Genomic DNA, 17,454 nt, shown 5'->3' on the forward strand with positions numbered 1-17,454 from the left:
CGCGACCGCGCCGCGGTCAGAATTGGAAATAGAGGAACCGGGTTTCCTTGTGCAGGTTGACCAGGCAGAAAAAGAGCAGGACCAGCATGACCGTCAGCCACGCCAGGTTGGGGCGCCAGCGCATCCAGGGCGAGGGCGCTTCCTGGGGCTTGAACAGCGCCGGCGAATAGCGGCCCAGGATCTGGTGGGCGTTCGGCGTGAACCAGGCAATGCCCAGCAGCACCACAGCATAGATCAGTTGCATGTGATGGCCGACCAGCACGCGCCAGGCGTCGCCCCAGGCCAGGCCGCTGACGTGCGTGGCCAGGTCCAGCGTTTCCATGCCGCGCAGGCCGATCATGCCCTGCATCAGCAGCATCGCATCGCCCACGCCATGGGCCCGGAAGAACGCCTGCGCCACCAGCACGGCCACGAAGGTCAGCAGCACGCAGATCGCGCGCTTGAACATGTTGAGGTTGCGCGCCGCCGCGGGCTTTCTGCCCACCACGAAGATGCGCCACGCATGGTTCACCGACAGGTACATGGCGTGCAGCAGGCCGAAGACCAGGAACTGGAAGCCGGCCCCGTGCCACACGCCGGCCAGCGCCATCGTGAACAGGGTGGGGCTGACGATGCTGCCGACGAAGCCGCCCAGCGTGCTGACGCCCTCGGCGCCCACGGGCAGGTTGCGGTTGGTGCGCCACTTGGATACCGCCATCGCCACCGGGTAGTAGAGATAGGCGGTCAGGTAGCGGGTCAGCGTCATGTGCCAGCGGGCCCAGAACTCGATGATGCTGCCCGCCTTGTAGGGCGAATTGAAGTTCAGCGGGAAACGGATGCCGAACATCTTGGCCAGCCCCAGCGCCATGTCCGAATAGCCGGAAAAGTCGAAGTAGAGCTGCAGCGCGTAGCACAGGCTGGCACCCCACGAGCCCCAGAACTGCAGGTCGCCCGGGGCGGCGAAGCCGGCATCGGCATAGGGCGCAATGCCGTCGGCCAGCAATACTTTCTTGGCCAGACCGATCACGAACAGCATGCCGCCCACTGACAGGTTTTCGGCCTTGAAGCGGTAGTTTTCCGGCTGCGCGAACTGCGGCATCATCTCTTTGTGATGCAGGATCGGGCCGGCGATCAGATGCGGAAAGAACGTCACGAACAGCACGTAGCTGAGCAGGCTGCGTTCTTTCACGACGCCGGCGCGGCAGTCCAGCAGATAGCCGATCTGGGTGAACGTGAAGAACGATATCCCCAGCGGCAGGATGATCGAATCCATGGTCGAGCTGGTCATGCCCAGGTCGGTCAGGAAATTCAAGAGCGTGGCGAAATACTTGTAGTGGAACAGCAGCGCCAGGTCGGCGCCCACGCCCAGGCCCACGATCAGCCCTTGCAGCCGCGGCCGGGACGCGGTGTGCAGGATCAGCAGGCTGACCAGGTAATTGAAAGCGATGGACCCGGCCAGCAGCACCACGAACTGCGGATTCCACCAGCCATAGAACACGAAGGACGTCAGGCACAGCCACAGGGCCGCCAGCCGCAGGTTCAGCCGCCCGGCGCCGTAGTACACGGCCAGCGTCACGGGCAGAAAGATCAGCAGGAACAGGTAGGAATTGAATAGCATCTCGGGTCAGGGCAGTCGGGCCAGCACGGATTTCTCGTCGTCGGTCAGCGGCAGCGACAGCGCCATTTCCGAAAACTCCCAGATCACCAGTTTCAAGCTCTTGGGCCACTGCTCGCGCTGTTTGAGCGCCACCAGCAGGGCCCCGGAAAACTGCCCGCCGTCCAGACTCAGGTTCCAGACCTCGCGGCCCAGCCCCATCCCCAAGCGTTCGGCGAAATTGCTGCGGCGGCCGTTCGAGCTGCCCGCCAGCAGCACTTCGACCGGCGGCGTCTCGTCCAGCAAGCCGCCGCCGCGCACCGGTTCGATCTTCTGCGGCGCGGCCAGGTCCAGTTCAGGGCGCCAGCCCGGCCGAGCGTGTTCCAGCCCGGCCAGGACGATCAGGTCGCCCATGCGGGGTTGCAGCGGCCCCGGCTTGTCTTCATTGAAGGCCTGCGTGCCAGGCCCCTTCAACAAGGGCAGGGCCGCCTCGGCCACTTGACGGGCCGCGGCCTGGGCGCCGGCCGCGTTCATATGGACGTCGGTGCGGAAAAAGCGCGGCGCCTGCGCGGCTTGCAGCGCCTGGCGCAGGTCGACGAAGGGCACGTTCTGGGCGCGCAGGGCGTCCTGCCAGGCATCCAGCGTGCCCTGCATCGGCAGCGACACGGTCTGGCCGCAAAGATGGTCGGCCTCGATGCGCGACTTGTCGGGCACCGCCACCACCAGCACCTGCACCTGCTGGCGGCGCAGTTCGTCGACCCAATGCCGCATCAGGCGCAGGCGCTGGTCGAACACGTGCACACCAGGCTGCGGGCGCAGGCCGTCGCGATAGAACAGCCATTCGGGGCAACCCATGGCGACCTGGTCGCCCAGTTCCCCCAGCACGCGGTAGCGCACCGAGGAATTCCAGGTGTCCACGGTGGCCTGGGCGGGCAGGCGCAATGACTTGTTCAATGCCGTGCCCGCAGTGCCGTTCAACCAGGCCGACGGTGCGACGTCGGCCGTGGTCAGCCTGGCCTGAACCAGGCACCATGCGCCCCAGCCCAGGCCCAGCGCCAGCAGCACGCCAAACACGATGGCGTGCAGCCGGTGTCCGGCAGCCGGGGGCGGCGTCGCCTTGTCTGCTTGCGCCACGGCGTTACTGCCCCACCGCCGCCTTCATGCGGCTGCGCCAGCTGTCGGTGGTCATGATGGACGCGTTGTCCCACAGCCCCTTGGCGTCAGGCCCTTGTGCGAAGGTGGGCTCGAACATCTGCCACACCAGCACCTGCGGCTTGTTCTGCTTGAACGCGGGTGACTCCAGGTATTCCAGCAGCATGATCCACTGGCCGACGTTGCCGGGCTTCCAGTTCACGGAAACCGGGCGGTCCAGCACGTTGGACAGCTTCTGCGGGAAGCCGAAGTACGGCTGCACCATGCTGTGGCCGGTGACGTGCACCGGCGCCGGCGCATCATCGATCAGGCTCTGGTTGTCGGCCTGGCGGCGCACGGTGAAGGTCTCGCGGCCGGCCTGCTTGCGCTGGTCGGGCGTGAGGAACAGTTCGGCCAGGTCGCCGTAGCGGCGCTCGTTGACCACGCTGCCCAGCGGCATGCCGGTGCCCGGCTTGCCCGCCAGTGTCTTGACGTCCTGCTTGATGCGCTGGGCCAGCGCTTCGGCGGTGGCGTCGGCGGCCGGCTGGGTCCAGTGCTGATCGGTGCGATAGAACACGTCCTGGCCGCCGTCCTTCACGCGGCGCAGCACGGCTTCGTCGTCGAACGAGGACACGCCCGCGGCTTTCAGCTTGTCCTGGATGGTCTGGTAGCGCTTCTTGACCTCGGCGCTCAGCGTCGTGCCATCCGGCAGCTTGTCCTGGTAGAACAGGGTCTTGTCCGGCAGCACCAGCACTTCCAGCTGGATGCCCTTGGCGGCCAGCGCATCGCGGGTCTCGCGCACCAGCTGGGTCGAGGCGTCGATGCCGCGGGTATCGACCTGCGTCAGGCTGCCCCAACCGGGAAACAGCCAGTTGTCCTTGCCCTGGATGACGATGGACGAGGCTTGCTGCGCCTGGGCCCCGGCTGCGGCCAGCGCCAGCAGCGCGCCGCACAGGGCCGAAACCAGCCGGCGCGCGGGCCGGGGAGGATGAAGGGTAACGGTAGTCATGCCAGGCGGACTCCTGAAAAAAGGGGGGCGGCTCAGTAGGACAGGGTCAGGTTGATGAACAGACCCTTGGCCCGGTCGGCCTGGCCGCCGCCGATATTGAAGCGGTATTGGGTGGTCAAGTCCAGGTACGAACGCGGCGCGTTGTAGTGGTCTTCGCGGAACCAGTAGCGGAAATTGAAGCCAGGGCCGGCTCCGATGGACCAGGTTGAGCCATTGCCTTGCAGCGGAATGTCGCCCACGCCGTCAATGTTCACGCCTGTAACTTTGTTATTGTTCCAGAGCCAGTCGGCGCCGATGACGCCATACGGGAAAAACACCAGGCGGTCGCTGATGGCGTCGACGCGATAGCTGCGGCCAATTCGCAACTCTCCAGCGCCGAATGCCTGGTCGCGCTTGAGCTTGCCCGAGGTCGTGTTGGTATCGGCATCGGTTGCGTTGTCGCGCAGCCAGAATCGGCCCGGCATGTCTTGCCACGAATAGCCAGCTTGGACATAGCCTTCCATCGTGAACCAGTCGGGGCGGTCGATGCGTAGTGTGGTGCCTTCGTATAGGCCATACGTGACATAGGCGAGCCAGCCGCCGCTGCCTGCGTCCGTCTTGTAGTGAGCGGTCTGGTTTTCACCATTGAGCGCGCAGTAAAGATTGGTGGAGCGCGGCGTCAACGTGCCATTGCGAGTCGCGGTGCCCAGATTGAACTGGCGCTCCAAGCCAAAAGTCAGCCCTACTTCGGTGGAAGGGGTGAAGCGCATCCCTAAAGAACCGACGGTGGTGGGAAAGCCGGCTATACCGTCGTTGTCCCTGCCTTGAACATTGATGACTCCTTCACCACATCGATTGTCCACGGTTTGAGTCTTGGTCTTGCTACCTTTGTCGTATAGCGTGTTCGACAGTCGTCCGTACAGCTCGAAGGTCTGCGTCGACGAGTTCAGGAAGTCCGACGGCCGCCAGAAGATTTCCGTGGTGCTGAAGATCGCGTCGCCTGGCACCGTAATGGCTGCACCGGCTAGCCCCGACGAGGCGGGCCGCGCGCCGCGATAGCCGGCGGACACATAACCGCCCCATTCGCGCGACAACCCAGCGATGCCGCTGCGGGTGTCAAAGCGCTGCTGCGGCGTGAGTTCCAGGCGCCCGGCGTCCGCTTCGTCGATGGCTTCTTTCAGCTTGTCGACCGCGCCGCGCTTGTCGCCCACCCCGGACAACGCATAGCCCTCGTCCAGAATCACCGTGGGCGGGGCCTTGCCCGTCGCGCGCGCCGCCTGGAAATCCTGCAGCGCCAGCTTGGGCTGACCCATGCGCTGGTGCAGGTAGCCGCGCTGCATCAGCAGGGCGGGGTCATCGGGTTGCGCGGCCAGCGCATCGCTCATGCGCTTGTCGGCCTCGGCCAGCTGCGCGGCGTTGCCCGCGGCCAGCGTGGTGGTCAGGAGGCGCTGCAATTCCTTGTTGGTCGGGTCCTGCTCGGACGCCTTGCGGGCCTGGGCGATGGCTTCCTGGTAGTCCTCGCGCGCATAGGCCGCGTAGGCCAGCGATGCCGGGCCGCCGCTGCCGGCGGCGTCGGACGGCAGCAGCTCGCAAGACGTGCCGTAGGGCGTGTCGCGGCAATCCTGTACCGGGGCAGGGTAGTTGGCCAGCGTCAGCGTGGCCGGCACCGTCGGCTTGGAGCGGGCGCGCTTGATGCGGGCGGTCGCAGCTTCGTCCTTGGCGCCCAGGGGCTGCACCAAGGCCAGCGCGCGCGCCGTGTCGCCGCCGGCCAACGAGGCGTCGGCGGCAATCAGGCGCACATTGCGGCGCTGGTCTTCATCCAGCCAGTCCTGCTTGAGCGCCGCGTCGAAGTCGGCGTTGGCCAGGTCCGTCTTGCCCTGGCGCTGGCGCAGGTAGGCGCGCATTACCAGTGCCACGGTGTTCTCGTCGTCCTGCTTCAGGGCATCGGTCGCCGCGTCTTCGGCGGCGGCCAACTGGTTGTCCAGCATCAGCGCCGTCATCAGCAGCAGGCGGTGGCTGGCGGTGTCCGGGGCTAGCGCCACCGCTTCGCGCGCCAGTGGCACCGCGTCGCCGGGGCGGTTGGCGATCAGCGCCTGGTAACCCTGTTCGGCGGGTTTGATCGCCAGGCGACGCTGCATGGTGGTGCGGCGCGCGGTCAGGTCATTCTTGTTGGGCGCGCCCAGCGCGATGGCCTTGTCCGCGGCGGCTTCGGCCTCGGCGTATTTGCCCTGGGATTCCAGCGCGTCCAGCCACAGCATGGCCCAGGCCCCTTGCTTGGGGTCGATGCGGAAGGCCTGCTCGGCGCCGCGCTGTGCGGCCGGGAAGTCGCCGCGGTTGTAGTCGGTGTAGGCGCGCGTGGCGATCGGAAAGCCGCGGCGGTAGGCTGCCGTGGTGCCCGGCGCGCCGCCGGCTGCCGCGCCCGCCGGCTGGGCTGCGCGGGGGCGCAGGTTGGCGCGGGCCTGACGCAGGCCCGGCGTGTCCAGCCCGCTCTTGATCGCGTCCGCCGCGGCCTTGTCCGCCTCTTGCAGCTTGCCTTGCTTTTGCAGCGAATAGATCAGCAGCAGACGCAGCCGCTCGACGTCCGGCCGCAGCGCAATGGCCGATTCGGCCTGTTGCTGCGCCAGCGCGTAATTGCCGGCGTCGTAGCTCTTGTAGCCTTCGTCGGCGAATTGGTAGGCGGCGCCTTCCAGCGGGGCCTCGGCGGCGCGGGGCGCGGATTGGGCCTGGGCCGGCCCGGCGTTCCCGGCGCAAGCCAGCGCGGCGGACAGCAACAACGATCGGGTCAGTGGCTTCATGGGGTCGCGGGTTTTTCGTCGGTATGTGCCGGCGCGGCAGCCGCCGCCGTGGCGTCGGTCTGGCCGCCTTGCTGGAAATGAATGGCTTCCTTCAGGGTGCCTTCGTCCAGCCAGCCTTGTTCCATCAGGATTTCGCCCAGCGGCCGCTTGTCGCGCGCCTGGATTTCCAGTGCGCGCGATAGTTTATCTTCGTCGATCGCCTGCCACGACAGCAACAGTTCACCCAGGCGCTGGCGCTGCTGGGCCAATTGATCGGTGGACGGGAAGTCGTGCATGGTCTTGTCCCAGGCCAGCCGCTTGCCCGTGATCAGGTGGCCGATGAACAGCTTCCAGGCGCGCGCGGCGGCCATGGCATTGATGAAGTTGCCCACGATCATCCGCGGAATCGACAGCAGTGCGTGCTCCCAGCCATACATGCGGCCCACGAAATAGGCCCGCTGCACCACCCGCAGCAGCAGCGCCACGGCGTTGATCCACATCAGCGTCACCAGCCAGCCGCCGGGCTTGAAGTACGACGGGTAATACACCTTCCACCAGCCGAACAGGTCCGCCAGGTAGAAGACGAAGAAGTTGGCCAGCAGCACATACGCCAGGATTGCGATGAACGAGGTCACCAGGCCCTTGCGGTCGCGAAAGAGCAGATACTTGGTGGCCAGCGATCCGGTCCAGCCCACCTGTTGCCACCCTTGCAAGCCGATGCCCAGCGTCCAGCGGGCCTTCTGCCGATAGGCGGTGCGGAAGGTGTTGGGGAAGTACTCGCGCACACCCAGCGGCATGTGCACGCTGGAGATCTTTTCCTTGCCCAGGCCGAACCAGGCGCGCCGGCGGGTCACGTATTCGACGCCGAACTTGCCGAAGATCTGGCGCATGCCACGTTGCGCCAGCCGTGCGCCGATGTCGTAGTCTTCCGTCAACGTGTCGGTATTGAAGGGCTGGTTATTGGTTTCGTTGGCCAGCTCGACCAGGGCGCGGCGCGAAAAGCAGGTGCCCACGCCGGCCGACGGCACCATCTTGGACAGGCTTTCGCGCACTACCAGGTCCTTGGTGTGCCACTCGGCGAATTCGTCCATGTAGGTGCCGGCCACCAGTTCGTACCAGTGGCGTTCCAGCGAGGTCACCGGCAACTGGATAAAGTCGATGCGCGGCAAGAGGTAGTTGTAGTACTTGAGCTCCAGCGGGTGCAGCACGTCTTCGCTGTCGTGCAGGATCACGCCGGCAAACGGCACCGGCTGCTTGGCATCCTGCGCGAAGATCGCCTGCACGATCCAGTTCAGGCAGTCCGCCTTGCAGGTGGGGCCGTCGTGCGGCACTTCCACCCGGATCAGCTGGCGATACCGCCGACGCATCCGCTCGACTTCCTTGATCGTGCGCTCGTCGTTCTGGTAAGTGCCGGCGAAGATCATGTAGTTCTTGTATTCCAGCGTCGACACCATGGTTTCGAGCATCGACGCGATCACGTCGTACTCGAGCCAGGCCGGCACCATGATCGCCAGCGGCTGTTCTTCCTTGTCGCGCAGTTGCGACGCCGCGAGCGGCGCAAAGCGCCGCTTGATGGTCAGCGAGCGCCAGGTCTCGCGCACCCAGTACCACGCATCGATGAACAGATCATCCAGGCTCGAAAGCAGGATGATCACGCCAACGATGGCGGTCACGATCTCCAGGCCGCGGTAGTAGTCGGCGATGAGATAGGGCCAGTAAAGCGAAGACATGGGCTGGCGCGTCCTGGATTACTTGCTGTCCTTGTTCCTTCTGCGGCTGGCGCGCATCGCGAAGATCAGGATCAGCAGCAATACCAGCAGGCTGATGCTGATCGCCGGCACGCTCCAGGAAATGTAGCGGCGCCATTCGAAGAACGCGCTTTCACCGGCGCCGGGCGGATGGCTGGCATCCGGGTTGGCGCTGTCGATCCAGGCCACCGGGCCCGCCGCGCCGATGATCGCCACGTTGCCGCGGTTCAGCACGAACGGCGCGTCCAGCATGCCGGCGCGCTGGCCCAGGGTGTGCCACAGCACGCCGTCCTGGCCGCTGGCGCTGATGACTTCGGCCGTGCTCAGGTGATCCAGTCCGGAAATGTCCAGCCAGGTCGCGTTCTTGCCGTCCACCCGCAACTGCTTGCGGTCGGTGACCGTGACCATCGGCTTGGCGCCGTCCACGGCCACTTCCATCGCCAGGAACGGGCGGGCGGGCTTGACGGCCTGGCCGCCGGCCGCCACGGTGAGTTCGGCGCGGGTGGTCGACACGCCGCTGGCCGAGGCAATGCCGATCAGGCGCTTGAGGTTGTCGGGCGCGTCAGCCAGGTAGCTGTCGGGCACGATCACCTGCGGGCTGCCGGCAAGCAGCGGCAACAGGCCCACGAAGGTGCCGTCCGGTTCGGCCCGGTCGGGCTTCACGTAGCTGGTCGGCAGCACGTTCACCGGGTAACCCTGCGGAATCTCGTTGCAATCGACCGACACCGGTTGGCGCTGGAAGGTCACGCGCACCGCGTTGGTGACGCCCAGCGCGTAGCCGGGCACGCGCGCCGTCAGGCGTTCGGGCTTGCCGTTGGCGTCCAGCTGCTTGGCCGCGAGCAGAATGCCGTTCCAGAACACCGACGCCACCGGCCGCGTCGACGATGCGCCAGGCGCGGCCGACACGTCCATGACCAGTTCGCCGGGCATGCGGCCATCGGACGACACCGCGGCTAGCGGGAAGGTGGTGTTCCAGTCGCCGCTCGCGACGACGTTGAAGCTGTTGGGCGAGCCGCCCAGCGCCGTCAGGCGCAGGCCGCCGTCCTTGAAGGTTTCGGGCGGCATCGCGGCCTTGACCTGCACCTGGCGCGTCACCAGGATGCGGCGCCAGGCCGTGTCGAACGCCCCCGCGCCCTGGGCGCCGGCATCCGCGGCCACCGCAATCACGGCCTGGCGGCCCATGGCGGCCAGGCGGATTTCCTTGGATTGCAGGTCGGCCGCGGCCAGCGGCGCGCGGCGCGCACGCCAGGTCTTGAAGGCCTCGGCCGCATCCGCATCGGAGGCAAACTGCGATTGCAGCGCGTCCAGCGCCTCGTTCAGCTTGGCGCGCAGCCCGGCATCGGCAATCACGACGTCGCCCGCCACGGCCGGCGCGCCCATGACCAGCAGCGCGCCGATTTCGGCGGCATTGGCCAGCTTGTGCTTTTCGTTGCCCGTCAGCGCGGCGAACGCGGGCACATGCGACAGGCCCTCGGGGGCCTGCAGGCCGCGCGTGTCGATCTCGTCGCCCACGGCCGGAAAGGCCCGCACCGCGACGCGCTTGCCCGCGCGCTCCAGCGCCACGCCAATGCGCCAGGCGCTGTCGAAGGCCTGCTGGTCCAGCTTGGCGCCGGCCACGATCAGGGTCGGCTTGCCGGGCAGGGTGCCCCAGGCGTCATCCAGGTTGCCGATGGCCGAGGCGTCGTAGCGGTAGGTCAGACGCGTCTGCGGCGAGATCGTCAGCGCGTTGGCGGTGGCGCGATTGCTTTCACAGTGGCGCAGCGCGATTTCCGATTGCCAGTCCACGCCCACCCGCAGGAAGCCGCTTTCACGGCTGCGCGGATCCACCGCGAAACCGCGCGTCACCGTGCCGTCGCCGTCGGCGATGCGCTGGGCGTTCAGCGGCACGCCGTCGGCCCACAGCACCAGGCTGGTGCGGCCGGGCTCGCCCTTGGTGTACTTGGCGTCGAAATTCAGCGTGGCATCGGTGATCGGCACGCCGCGCGGCACCGGCACATAGAATTCCTGGCGCGCGTCGCTGTTGCTCAGTACCACCGGCTCGCCGATCCCCAGATCGGCCAGCGTGGTGTTGCGTGTCACCCAGTCGTCGCCTTGCAGTTGGCGCAGGGCGTCTCCGGCAGGGCTGGCCATCGCGCCCAGCGGCAGCAGCAGGCCGGCGGCCATCAGCGCGCGGCAAAGCGTCAGGGCGGCGGGAAAGGGGGTGGGCTTTGACATGGGGGCTCCGGGCGGGGAATACGGGGCAGAAGGCATCAGGCCGGCGTGCCGGCGTGGGATCCGTACGGATCGAATTCGGCAACGGGGCGGCCGCACAGCGCGTCGACGATGCGCTGGCTGGCGTGGCCGTCGCCATAGGGGTTGATGCGGCGCGAAAAAGAGGCGTGCAGGGCGGGATCGTCCAGCAGCCGGTTGACCTCGGCGACGATGCGCTGCGTGTCGGTACCCACCAGGGCAACCGTGCCGGCCTGAACGGCTTCGGGGCGCTCGGTGACTTCGCGCATCACCAGCACCGGCTTGCCCAGGTAGGGGGCCTCTTCCTGCACCCCCCCGGAATCGGTCAGGATGACGTGTGCGCGTTGCATGAACCACACAAAATCCAAGTAATCCAGCGGATCGATCAGGTGCACGCGGTCCAGTCCGGCCAGGTCCGTCATGACCACATTGCGCACCTGCGGGTTCAGGTGCACGGGGTAGACGATCTGCAGGTCTTCGCGGCGGGCCAGCTCGGCCAGCGCGGCACAGATGTTCTTGAAGCCGCCGCCGAAGCTCTCGCGGCGGTGGCCGGTCACCAGCATCAGCCGGCGCTTGGGGTCGAGCCAGTCATAGCGGGCCTGCAGTCCGCGCGCCAGCTCGCCATCGGGAGCCAGCTTGGCGCAGGTCATTGCCAGCGCATCAATGACCGTGTTGCCCGTCACTGTGATGCGGCCGGCCAGGTTTTCGCGCAGCAGGTTGCCGCGCGATTCCGCGGTGGGCGCGAACAGCAGGTCGCCAATCGCGTCGACCACGCGGCGGTTCATTTCTTCGGGGAAGGGCATCGCCAGATTGCCGGTGCGCAGGCCCGCTTCGACGTGGCCGATCCGGATGCGGCGATGAAACGCGGCCAGCGCGCACGCCGAAGCGGTGCTGGTGTCGCCATGCACCAGCACGTAATCCGGCTGTTCCTTTTCCAGCACCTCGTCCACGCGGCCGATCAGGCGCGCGTACAGGCCGTTCAAGGTCTGGTTGGGCACCATGATGTCCAGGTCGTGCTGCGCATGCAGGTCGAAAAGCGCCAGCACCTGGTCCAGCATCTGGCGATGCTGGCCGGTCACGCAGACCACGCTTTCTATCGAGGGCTCGCGCTGCAGCGCGGTCACCAGGGGGGCCATCTTGATGGCTTCAGGACGCGTTCCGAATAGGGAAAGTATCTTCATCGCTGTTGAGCGGCCCAAGTTGGTGGCATTTTCTTGCGTTTATTATGTCTTGAAAGCATTAGTAATATGTGACGGAGTATTTCCCGACCTTCCGAATGGCTGGCAACAGTTTGCGAAATTAGCGGGGGACGGATGAAAGGCGTTCTCCCGCTAGGCGCATAAATTAGGGCCGTATCAACTTTCAATCCCCTGCCAATGGGGTATCACGGTATATCCGGTGGGGTTTCGTTTGGTTACTAATAGGCCGGTGATAAACCTTGTCGATAATGTGCGGGATTAATCGACCTGGGTTTTGGCCGCCCGAGAAGCGCCGGAAATAATCATTCATTTTTGAATAATCCCAACATAGGGAACCGCGGTTGCATTGCCTCTTGACGCTATAGCTACTTCAGGCTTTCTCATACACCCCAGGCCCGGCAACCGCCGCGGCGCCAGCAAGGACAAGCATGAGCGACAGCCACCAGCACGGCGAAATACGCGCACTGCCCGAATCCCGCCTGTGGATTGCATTCGGGCTCACCAGCACCTTCATGGTCGTGGAGGTCGTCGGCGGCCTGTGGACGGGCAGCCTGGCGCTCATCTCCGACGCCATGCACATGATGACCGACGCCATCGCGCTGCTGCTGGCCCTGATCGCAATCCGGGCGGGCCGCAAGGCGGCGGACCTGATGCGCACCTATGGCTACGCCCGCTTCGAGATCCTGGCTGCCGCCGTCAACGCATTGGTGCTGCTGGGCGTGGCCTTCTACATCCTGTACGAGGCGTATCGCCGTTTGGATGCACCTCCCGACATTCAATCGGGCGGCATGCTGGCCGTGGCGATCGCCGGGCTGGTGATCAACCTGGTATCGATGCGTCTCCTGGCGGGCGCCAAGGATGAAAGCTTGAACGTGAAGGGGGCCTATCTGGAGGTCTGGGCCGACATGCTGGGCTCCGTGGCCGTCATTGCTGGCGCGGTCATCATCTGGCTGACGGGCTGGCGTTGGGTCGATTCCGCACTGGCCGTGGCCATCGGTTTCATGGTTTTCCCGAGAACCTGGGTGCTGTTGCGCGAATGCATCAATCTGCTGCTCGAAGGCGTGCCGCCCGGCATGAGCCTGAGCGCCGTGCGCGACACCATCGTTCAAACCCCGGGCGTGGCGGGCGTGCACGACATCCACCTGTGGGCGATCACGCAGAAGCAGCCGCTTCTGACCGGGCACGTAGTGCTGCGCGAGGGGGCCGATGGCGAAAGCGTCCGGCTGGACATCGAGCAGCGCCTGCAGGAAGGCTTCGACCTGCACCACACCACGCTGCAGATGGAACGTACCGACCGTTCCGAGCAGGAACACATTCACTGAGCGCAGCGCAAAAAAAATGGCCAACCGGTGAAGGTTGGCCATTTTGGCGACATCGCAGTATTTGGTGGAGCCGGGGGGAATTGAACCCCCGTCCGCAAGCCCTCTGCAATCAGTTCTACATGCGTAGTCGATTTATTTAGTTTTAACCTTGGACTTAGCCAACCGACAGGCCGGACCAAAGCGATTCACGTAATTTAAATCTGAGCCGTGTGACCCCAGCGCAGACCGATTCCTTGTGAATGTCGCTGCTGTGGTTCGAGGGTTACCCCCCCTAGGAAGTTGCCTTCCTCCACCTGACCCAAGGACAGATCAGTGCAGCGGCTCACCGCTTAAGCGGCGAGAGCGAAACGCTCGTCGTTGGCGTTTGTAGTGTTTCCAGTGGTTTAACGAGCGAACTGGTGCTCGGCATGCCCTGAGTTGTTTCGCGACCCACGTCGAATCCGGATCGGCCCCAAGAAGTCTATTGTACTGGTAAACGCAATAGCCTGCTGCGCTTGTGCGCCTCGCCCGGCAGGGCGGGACGGCCAAGCGCAGCGAGCCGGCTCAAGCCACGTTGGCGCACGCTGCCTTGCCGGCGGCGCGCGGGCGTGAAGCCGCCATCAGCAGGAACGCCAGGGCCACCGACAGCGCCACGATCGCAGCGGCCGCCCAGCCCAGCGAGGCCAGGCCGTATTGGTCGATCACGCGGCCGCCGACCACCGCGCCCAGGCCGATCCCGATGTTGGCGCCCGAAATATTGAGCGATGCGGCAAAGGCGGGCGCTTCGGGGGCGGACTTCATCAGGCGCACGTGGCAGACGATGAACAGCGCTGCCTGGGCAATGCCCCAGGTCGTCAGCGCCACCGCCAACAGGCCGTGCGATTGCATCACCGGACCCACGAAGGCCAGGCCCGCGGCCATCAGCGCCGAAAACAGCGCGGTGGCGCCCAGCGGGCTGCGGTCGACCAGGCGGCCGCCCAGCGTGTTGCCGATCAGGCCCACCGCGCCAAATGCCATCATCGTCCAGCCGACGACCTGGCCATTGAAGCCGGCCAGGCGTTCCAGCATGTCCGCCAGATAGGTATAGGCGGTGAACATGCCGGTGAACACCAGCAGCGACAGCAGCACGTGGCCGACGACGATCGGGTTGCGCAAGATACGCAGCTGCGTGACCAGCTTGACGCTTTCAGCGCGGATGCGGGTGCTGGGGAAGGCCAGCAACAGCAGCAGCGCTTTGGCGAACGCCACCACGGACAGCACCCAGAAGGCGGCGCGCCAGCCGAAGGCGTCCGAGATCAATACGCCAATGGGGATGCCGAACACCGTGGCCGCCACGATGCCGAACGCCACCATCGAGATGGCGCGGCCGGCGCGGGCCGGTCCCACGAGTTCGACGGCGGTGGCGCTGGCCAGCGACCAGAACACGGGCAGCGCCAGCGCGGGGACGAAGCGGGCGATCGCCATGACCCAGATATTGGGGGCCACAGCTGCCAGCGCGTTGGACAGGCCAAACAGCACCAGCACGCCGATGAACAGGCGTTTGCGTTCGATATTGGCCATCAATGCGGTCAGTAGCGGGCCGGTGGCCGCCACGGTAAAGGCGAACAGCGTGACCAGCAGGCCGGCCTGGGGCACGGTGACACCCAGGTCGCGGGCCAGGCTGGGCAGCAGGCCGACGATCAGGAATTCCGTCGTCAGAACGGTGAAGCCGGCGGCTGAAAGTAACAGGATGGGCAAAAGCATAGGCAATTCCTGGTGCGCGCGATGCCGTCGGCAACGCGCGGATAGTGCGGGATGGGCGTTCAAAAAAGGTCTGGGTTGCGCACCGGTGACAGGTCGGTGCGCAATTGCACGAGGGCTGCAAGCCGTCGGTGCGTGGCGTGGATCTGCTGTGCGGGCGTTGCCGCACGGCGCCGGCATCTGCCGGGAAAGGCAATCGGGAAGCACCCGAATGCCGGTATGGACTCTACTTTAATTCAACAGCAATGGCGGATAAAGCCACTGCATCCGGATAAATTGTTCGGTCAAATCAACTAATTCGACCGAACCGTTGTCACGCCGCGAAGGCCGGCGGTCAGCGCACGTCGCGCGGCAGCAGCGGCTGGATCGCCGCCCACAGGTCGGCCGGCGTATCGGCGCAGGCCTCGGCTTCCCAGGTGGTCAAGTTTTCGTCCTCGCCGACATAGCCATAGGCGGCCGCCACCGCCGGCATGGCGGCCGCATGGGCGGCCTGGATGTCGCGCAGGTCGTCGCCCACGTAGACGCAGCGATCCACCGAAAAGCCTGCCTCGCGCGCTGCATGTTGCAGCGGCAGCGGATGCGGCTTGGCATGGGCGGTGGTGTCACCGCAGACCAACACCGCGCTGTCGCGGGTCAGGTCCAGGAATTCGACGATCGGCAGCGTCAGGTAGGTGACCTTGTTGGTCACGATGCCCCAGGACAGGCCGCGCTGGCGGATGTCGTCCAGCAGCGCCTGGATACCGGGGAACAGCTTGCTGTGTACGGTCGAGCTGGCGGCGTAGTCTTCCAGGAATTGCAGGCGGGTCGGCTCGTAATCGGGGTCGCCGGCTTTCAGCCCGAGCGCCACGCGAAGCAGGCCGCGCGCACCCTGCGAGGCCACCGGCCGCAGGGCTTCGTAGGGCAGGGGATCCAGGCCGCGGCGCGTGCGCTGCTGGTTGGCGGCGGCGGCCAGGTCGGGGGCGGTGTCGGCCAGCGTGCCGTCGAAGTCGAACAGGATCAGGGCGCTCATTTGCGGGTAGCCATCAGGTAGTTGACCGAGGTGTCGGACGTCAGCGAATAGATCTGCGTGATCGGGTTGTATTCCATGCCACGCATGCCGACCGGTTCCAGGCCGGCGCCGCGGGCGGCCGCAGCCAGCTCGCTGGGCTTGATGAACATGTCGTAGGTATGGGTGCCGCGCGGCAGCAGGCGCAGCACGTACTCGGCGCCCACGATCGCGAACAGGAAAGCCTTGGCGTTGCGGTTGAGCGTCGAAAAGAACACCCAGCCGCCCGGTTTGGTCAGCGCCGAGCAGGCGCGCACGATGGATGCCGGATCCGGCACGTGTTCCAGCATTTCCATGCAGGTCACCACATCGAACTGACCGGCTTGTTCGGCGGCCAGCTGCTCGACCGGCACCTTGCGGTAGTCGACTTTCACGCCGGATTCCAGGCCATGCAGGCGAGCCACCTTCAGGGATTTGTCGGCCAGGTCGATGCCGGTGACGTCTGCGCCAGCCCGCGCCATCGCCTCCGACAGGATGCCGCCGCCGCAGCCGACGTCCAGCACCTTCTTGCCGCTCAGGCTGCCCACCGATTCCTGGATCCATTCCAGGCGCAGCGGGTTGATGGCGTGCAGAGGCTTGAACTCGCTTTCGGGGTCCCACCAGCGGCTGGCCAGGGCGCCGAACTTGTCCAGTTCGGCCTGGTCGGCGTTGATGGTGGCTTGGGCGGTGTCGGAGGTATGGGTGGTCATGGGCGGTCCAGCATAAGGCGGCTCTCTATATATAGAGGGAGTGCAGCGCCGGGCAGCGCCGCGAGTGCCGGGACGTTTGCACGGTTTTGGTGCAAGCCGGGCGAAAAAAAGGGCCTCGCTATGCGAGGCCCCTTATTGTAGCTAGTCCGGCAATTACTTGCGGCTACCCACGATTTCGATTTCAACGCGACGGTTCTGGGCGCGGCCTTCCTTCGTCTTGTTGGAAGCGACTGGGTTCTTCTTACCCTTGCCTTCCGTATAGATACGGTTGGGGTCGATGCCCTTGCTGACCAGATAAGCCTTGACCGAAGCGGCGCGGCGCTCGGACAGCTTCTGGTTGTAGGCGTCCGTACCGATCGAGTCGGTGTGGCCCACAGCAATGATGGTTTCGAGGTCGATGCCACGTGCTTGCTGGGCGACTTGGTCCAGCAGCTGACGGCCTTCGGGCTTCAGCGTCGACTTGTCGAAGTCGAAGAACGTGTCGGCGTTGAAGACGACCTTGGCCGCCATCGGGGCCGGCTTCGCCTTCGCTTGTGCAACCGGAACGCCGTCGCAGCCGGGGATACCGGTGGCCGGGGTCCAGAACGCATCGCGCCAGCACAGTTCGTTCGTACCGTTCTTCCAAACGTTACCGAACGGATTGCGCCAGTTGTCCACCGTCTGCGGATAGGACTGGGCCGAGGCTACACCCGAGGCCGTGACGGCAGCGAAGGCGAGCGCCAGAGCGAATTTGGAGGGTTTGTTCATGTTTCTCCTCGTTGAGCTTGAAGCTGGATAAGTGACTCGCAGCGAACCCCCGCCGCATATCAGGAAAACGGGGCCAGTATAGCAACGCCAAGAGCTGGTTCAAAGGAATAGCTACTGGGTTTCCTGCGTGCTGGAAACAATCTTAAGGCATTTGGGGGGCTTTGGCTTCCCTGGAGAGGCGCATTGACGCTGGATATGGCGATTTCGGCGCTCCATCCGTTTGGCCTGTTGGTTTTTGGCAACAGGGTGCCGGGGCGTTGGCGGACGCGCCGGCGCCGCCCGCCGTCGAC

At 65.6% G+C, this 17,454-nt stretch carries 12 protein-coding genes and 1 other RNA gene; 1 reads left to right on the plus strand and 12 read right to left on the minus strand.

Features of this window, described 5'->3' with window-relative positions; all coding sequences use genetic code 11:
- Positions 1 to 16: 16 nt before the first annotated feature.
- The 7 genes from U858_RS0126505 to wecB are packed head-to-tail and all read right to left on the minus strand — an operon-like array spanning position 17 to position 11,624.
- Positions 17 to 1,597 carry an MBOAT family protein gene (locus tag U858_RS0126505; RefSeq protein WP_025140147.1) on the minus strand — a complete coding sequence of 527 codons (1,581 nt, stop codon included), beginning with the start codon at positions 1,595 to 1,597 and terminating at the stop codon, positions 17 to 19.
- A gap of 6 nt (positions 1,598 to 1,603) precedes the next feature.
- Positions 1,604 to 2,707 (minus strand): cell division protein FtsQ, encoded by a 1,104-nt coding sequence (locus tag U858_RS0126510; protein ID WP_025140148.1) that lies wholly within the window; start codon positions 2,705 to 2,707, stop codon positions 1,604 to 1,606.
- Between the two features lie 4 nt (positions 2,708 to 2,711).
- The gene (locus tag U858_RS0126515) at positions 2,712 to 3,713 is read right to left on the minus strand and encodes a twin-arginine translocation pathway signal (RefSeq protein WP_025140149.1); all 1,002 of its coding nucleotides are present in this window, start codon (positions 3,711 to 3,713) and stop codon (positions 2,712 to 2,714) included.
- Positions 3,714 to 3,745: 32 nt separating this feature from the next.
- Positions 3,746 to 6,487 (minus strand): tetratricopeptide repeat protein, encoded by a 2,742-nt coding sequence (locus tag U858_RS0126520; RefSeq protein ID WP_025140150.1) that lies wholly within the window; start codon positions 6,485 to 6,487, stop codon positions 3,746 to 3,748.
- Entirely contained in the window at positions 6,484 to 8,196 is a 1,713-nt protein-coding gene (locus tag U858_RS0126525) for a glycosyl transferase family protein (protein ID WP_025140151.1), read from the minus strand. The genes U858_RS0126520 and U858_RS0126525 overlap by 4 nt, the downstream gene beginning before the upstream one ends.
- Before the next feature lie 18 nt (positions 8,197 to 8,214).
- Positions 8,215 to 10,428 (minus strand): cellulose biosynthesis cyclic di-GMP-binding regulatory protein BcsB, encoded by a 2,214-nt coding sequence (locus U858_RS0126530; RefSeq protein ID WP_025140152.1) that lies wholly within the window; start codon positions 10,426 to 10,428, stop codon positions 8,215 to 8,217.
- A gap of 35 nt (positions 10,429 to 10,463) precedes the next feature.
- Complete coding sequence (gene wecB / locus U858_RS0126535) at positions 10,464 to 11,624, minus strand: non-hydrolyzing UDP-N-acetylglucosamine 2-epimerase (protein WP_025140153.1); 1,161 nt, start codon at positions 11,622 to 11,624, stop codon at positions 10,464 to 10,466.
- A gap of 446 nt (positions 11,625 to 12,070) precedes the next feature.
- On the opposite strand from wecB, the gene U858_RS0126540 reads away from it, so the two are divergent.
- Complete coding sequence (locus U858_RS0126540) at positions 12,071 to 12,964, plus strand: cation diffusion facilitator family transporter (RefSeq protein WP_025140154.1); 894 nt, start codon at positions 12,071 to 12,073, stop codon at positions 12,962 to 12,964.
- A gap of 62 nt (positions 12,965 to 13,026) precedes the next feature.
- Here U858_RS0126540 and ssrA read toward each other — a convergent pair.
- The 5 genes from ssrA to ompA form a co-directional block, all read right to left on the minus strand.
- Positions 13,027 to 13,417: a transfer-messenger RNA gene (gene ssrA, locus U858_RS35095) on the minus strand.
- A 90-nt stretch (positions 13,418 to 13,507) separates the two neighbouring features.
- A complete protein-coding gene (locus tag U858_RS0126545) occupies positions 13,508 to 14,686 on the minus strand; it encodes an MFS transporter (protein WP_025140155.1) in 1,179 nt (392 codons plus the stop codon).
- 331 nt (positions 14,687 to 15,017) lie between these two features.
- Positions 15,018 to 15,692, minus strand: coding sequence for an HAD-IA family hydrolase (locus tag U858_RS0126550; protein WP_025140156.1), 675 nt, complete (start codon positions 15,690 to 15,692; stop codon positions 15,018 to 15,020).
- A complete protein-coding gene (gene ubiG, locus U858_RS0126555) occupies positions 15,689 to 16,417 on the minus strand; it encodes a bifunctional 2-polyprenyl-6-hydroxyphenol methylase/3-demethylubiquinol 3-O-methyltransferase UbiG (RefSeq protein WP_025140157.1) in 729 nt (242 codons plus the stop codon). The genes U858_RS0126550 and ubiG overlap by 4 nt, the downstream gene beginning before the upstream one ends.
- A 153-nt stretch (positions 16,418 to 16,570) precedes the next feature.
- Positions 16,571 to 17,164, minus strand: a complete 594-nt coding sequence (gene ompA, locus U858_RS0126560; RefSeq protein WP_025140158.1) for an outer membrane protein OmpA — start codon at positions 17,162 to 17,164, stop codon at positions 16,571 to 16,573.
- Between the last annotated feature and the right edge of the window lie 290 nt (positions 17,165 to 17,454).

It is taken from the genome of Achromobacter sp. DH1f (genome assembly GCF_000633435.1).
GTDB classification, from domain to species: domain Bacteria; phylum Pseudomonadota; class Gammaproteobacteria; order Burkholderiales; family Burkholderiaceae_B; genus Achromobacter; species Achromobacter deleyi.

Excerpts from the sequence above, each read along its gene's own strand:
- U858_RS0126505 (WP_025140147.1), bottom strand. The coding sequence starts at position 1,597 with ATGCTATTCAATTCCTACCTGTTCCTGCTGATCTTTCTGCCCGTGACG.
- U858_RS0126515 (WP_025140149.1), bottom strand. The coding sequence starts at position 3,713 with ATGACTACCGTTACCCTTCATCCTCCCCGGCCCGCGCGCCGGCTGGTT.
- U858_RS0126520 (WP_025140150.1), bottom strand. The coding sequence starts at position 6,487 with ATGAAGCCACTGACCCGATCGTTGTTGCTGTCCGCCGCGCTGGCTTGC.
- U858_RS0126525 (WP_025140151.1), bottom strand. The coding sequence starts at position 8,196 with ATGTCTTCGCTTTACTGGCCCTATCTCATCGCCGACTACTACCGCGGC.
- U858_RS0126530 (WP_025140152.1), bottom strand. The coding sequence starts at position 10,428 with ATGTCAAAGCCCACCCCCTTTCCCGCCGCCCTGACGCTTTGCCGCGCG.
- wecB (WP_025140153.1), bottom strand. The coding sequence starts at position 11,624 with ATGAAGATACTTTCCCTATTCGGAACGCGTCCTGAAGCCATCAAGATG.
- U858_RS0126540 (WP_025140154.1), top strand. The coding sequence starts at position 12,071 with ATGAGCGACAGCCACCAGCACGGCGAAATACGCGCACTGCCCGAATCC.
- U858_RS0126545 (WP_025140155.1), bottom strand. The coding sequence starts at position 14,686 with ATGCTTTTGCCCATCCTGTTACTTTCAGCCGCCGGCTTCACCGTTCTG.
- U858_RS0126550 (WP_025140156.1), bottom strand. The coding sequence starts at position 15,692 with ATGAGCGCCCTGATCCTGTTCGACTTCGACGGCACGCTGGCCGACACC.
- ubiG (WP_025140157.1), bottom strand. The coding sequence starts at position 16,417 with ATGACCACCCATACCTCCGACACCGCCCAAGCCACCATCAACGCCGAC.
- ompA (WP_025140158.1), bottom strand. The coding sequence starts at position 17,164 with ATGAACAAACCCTCCAAATTCGCTCTGGCGCTCGCCTTCGCTGCCGTC.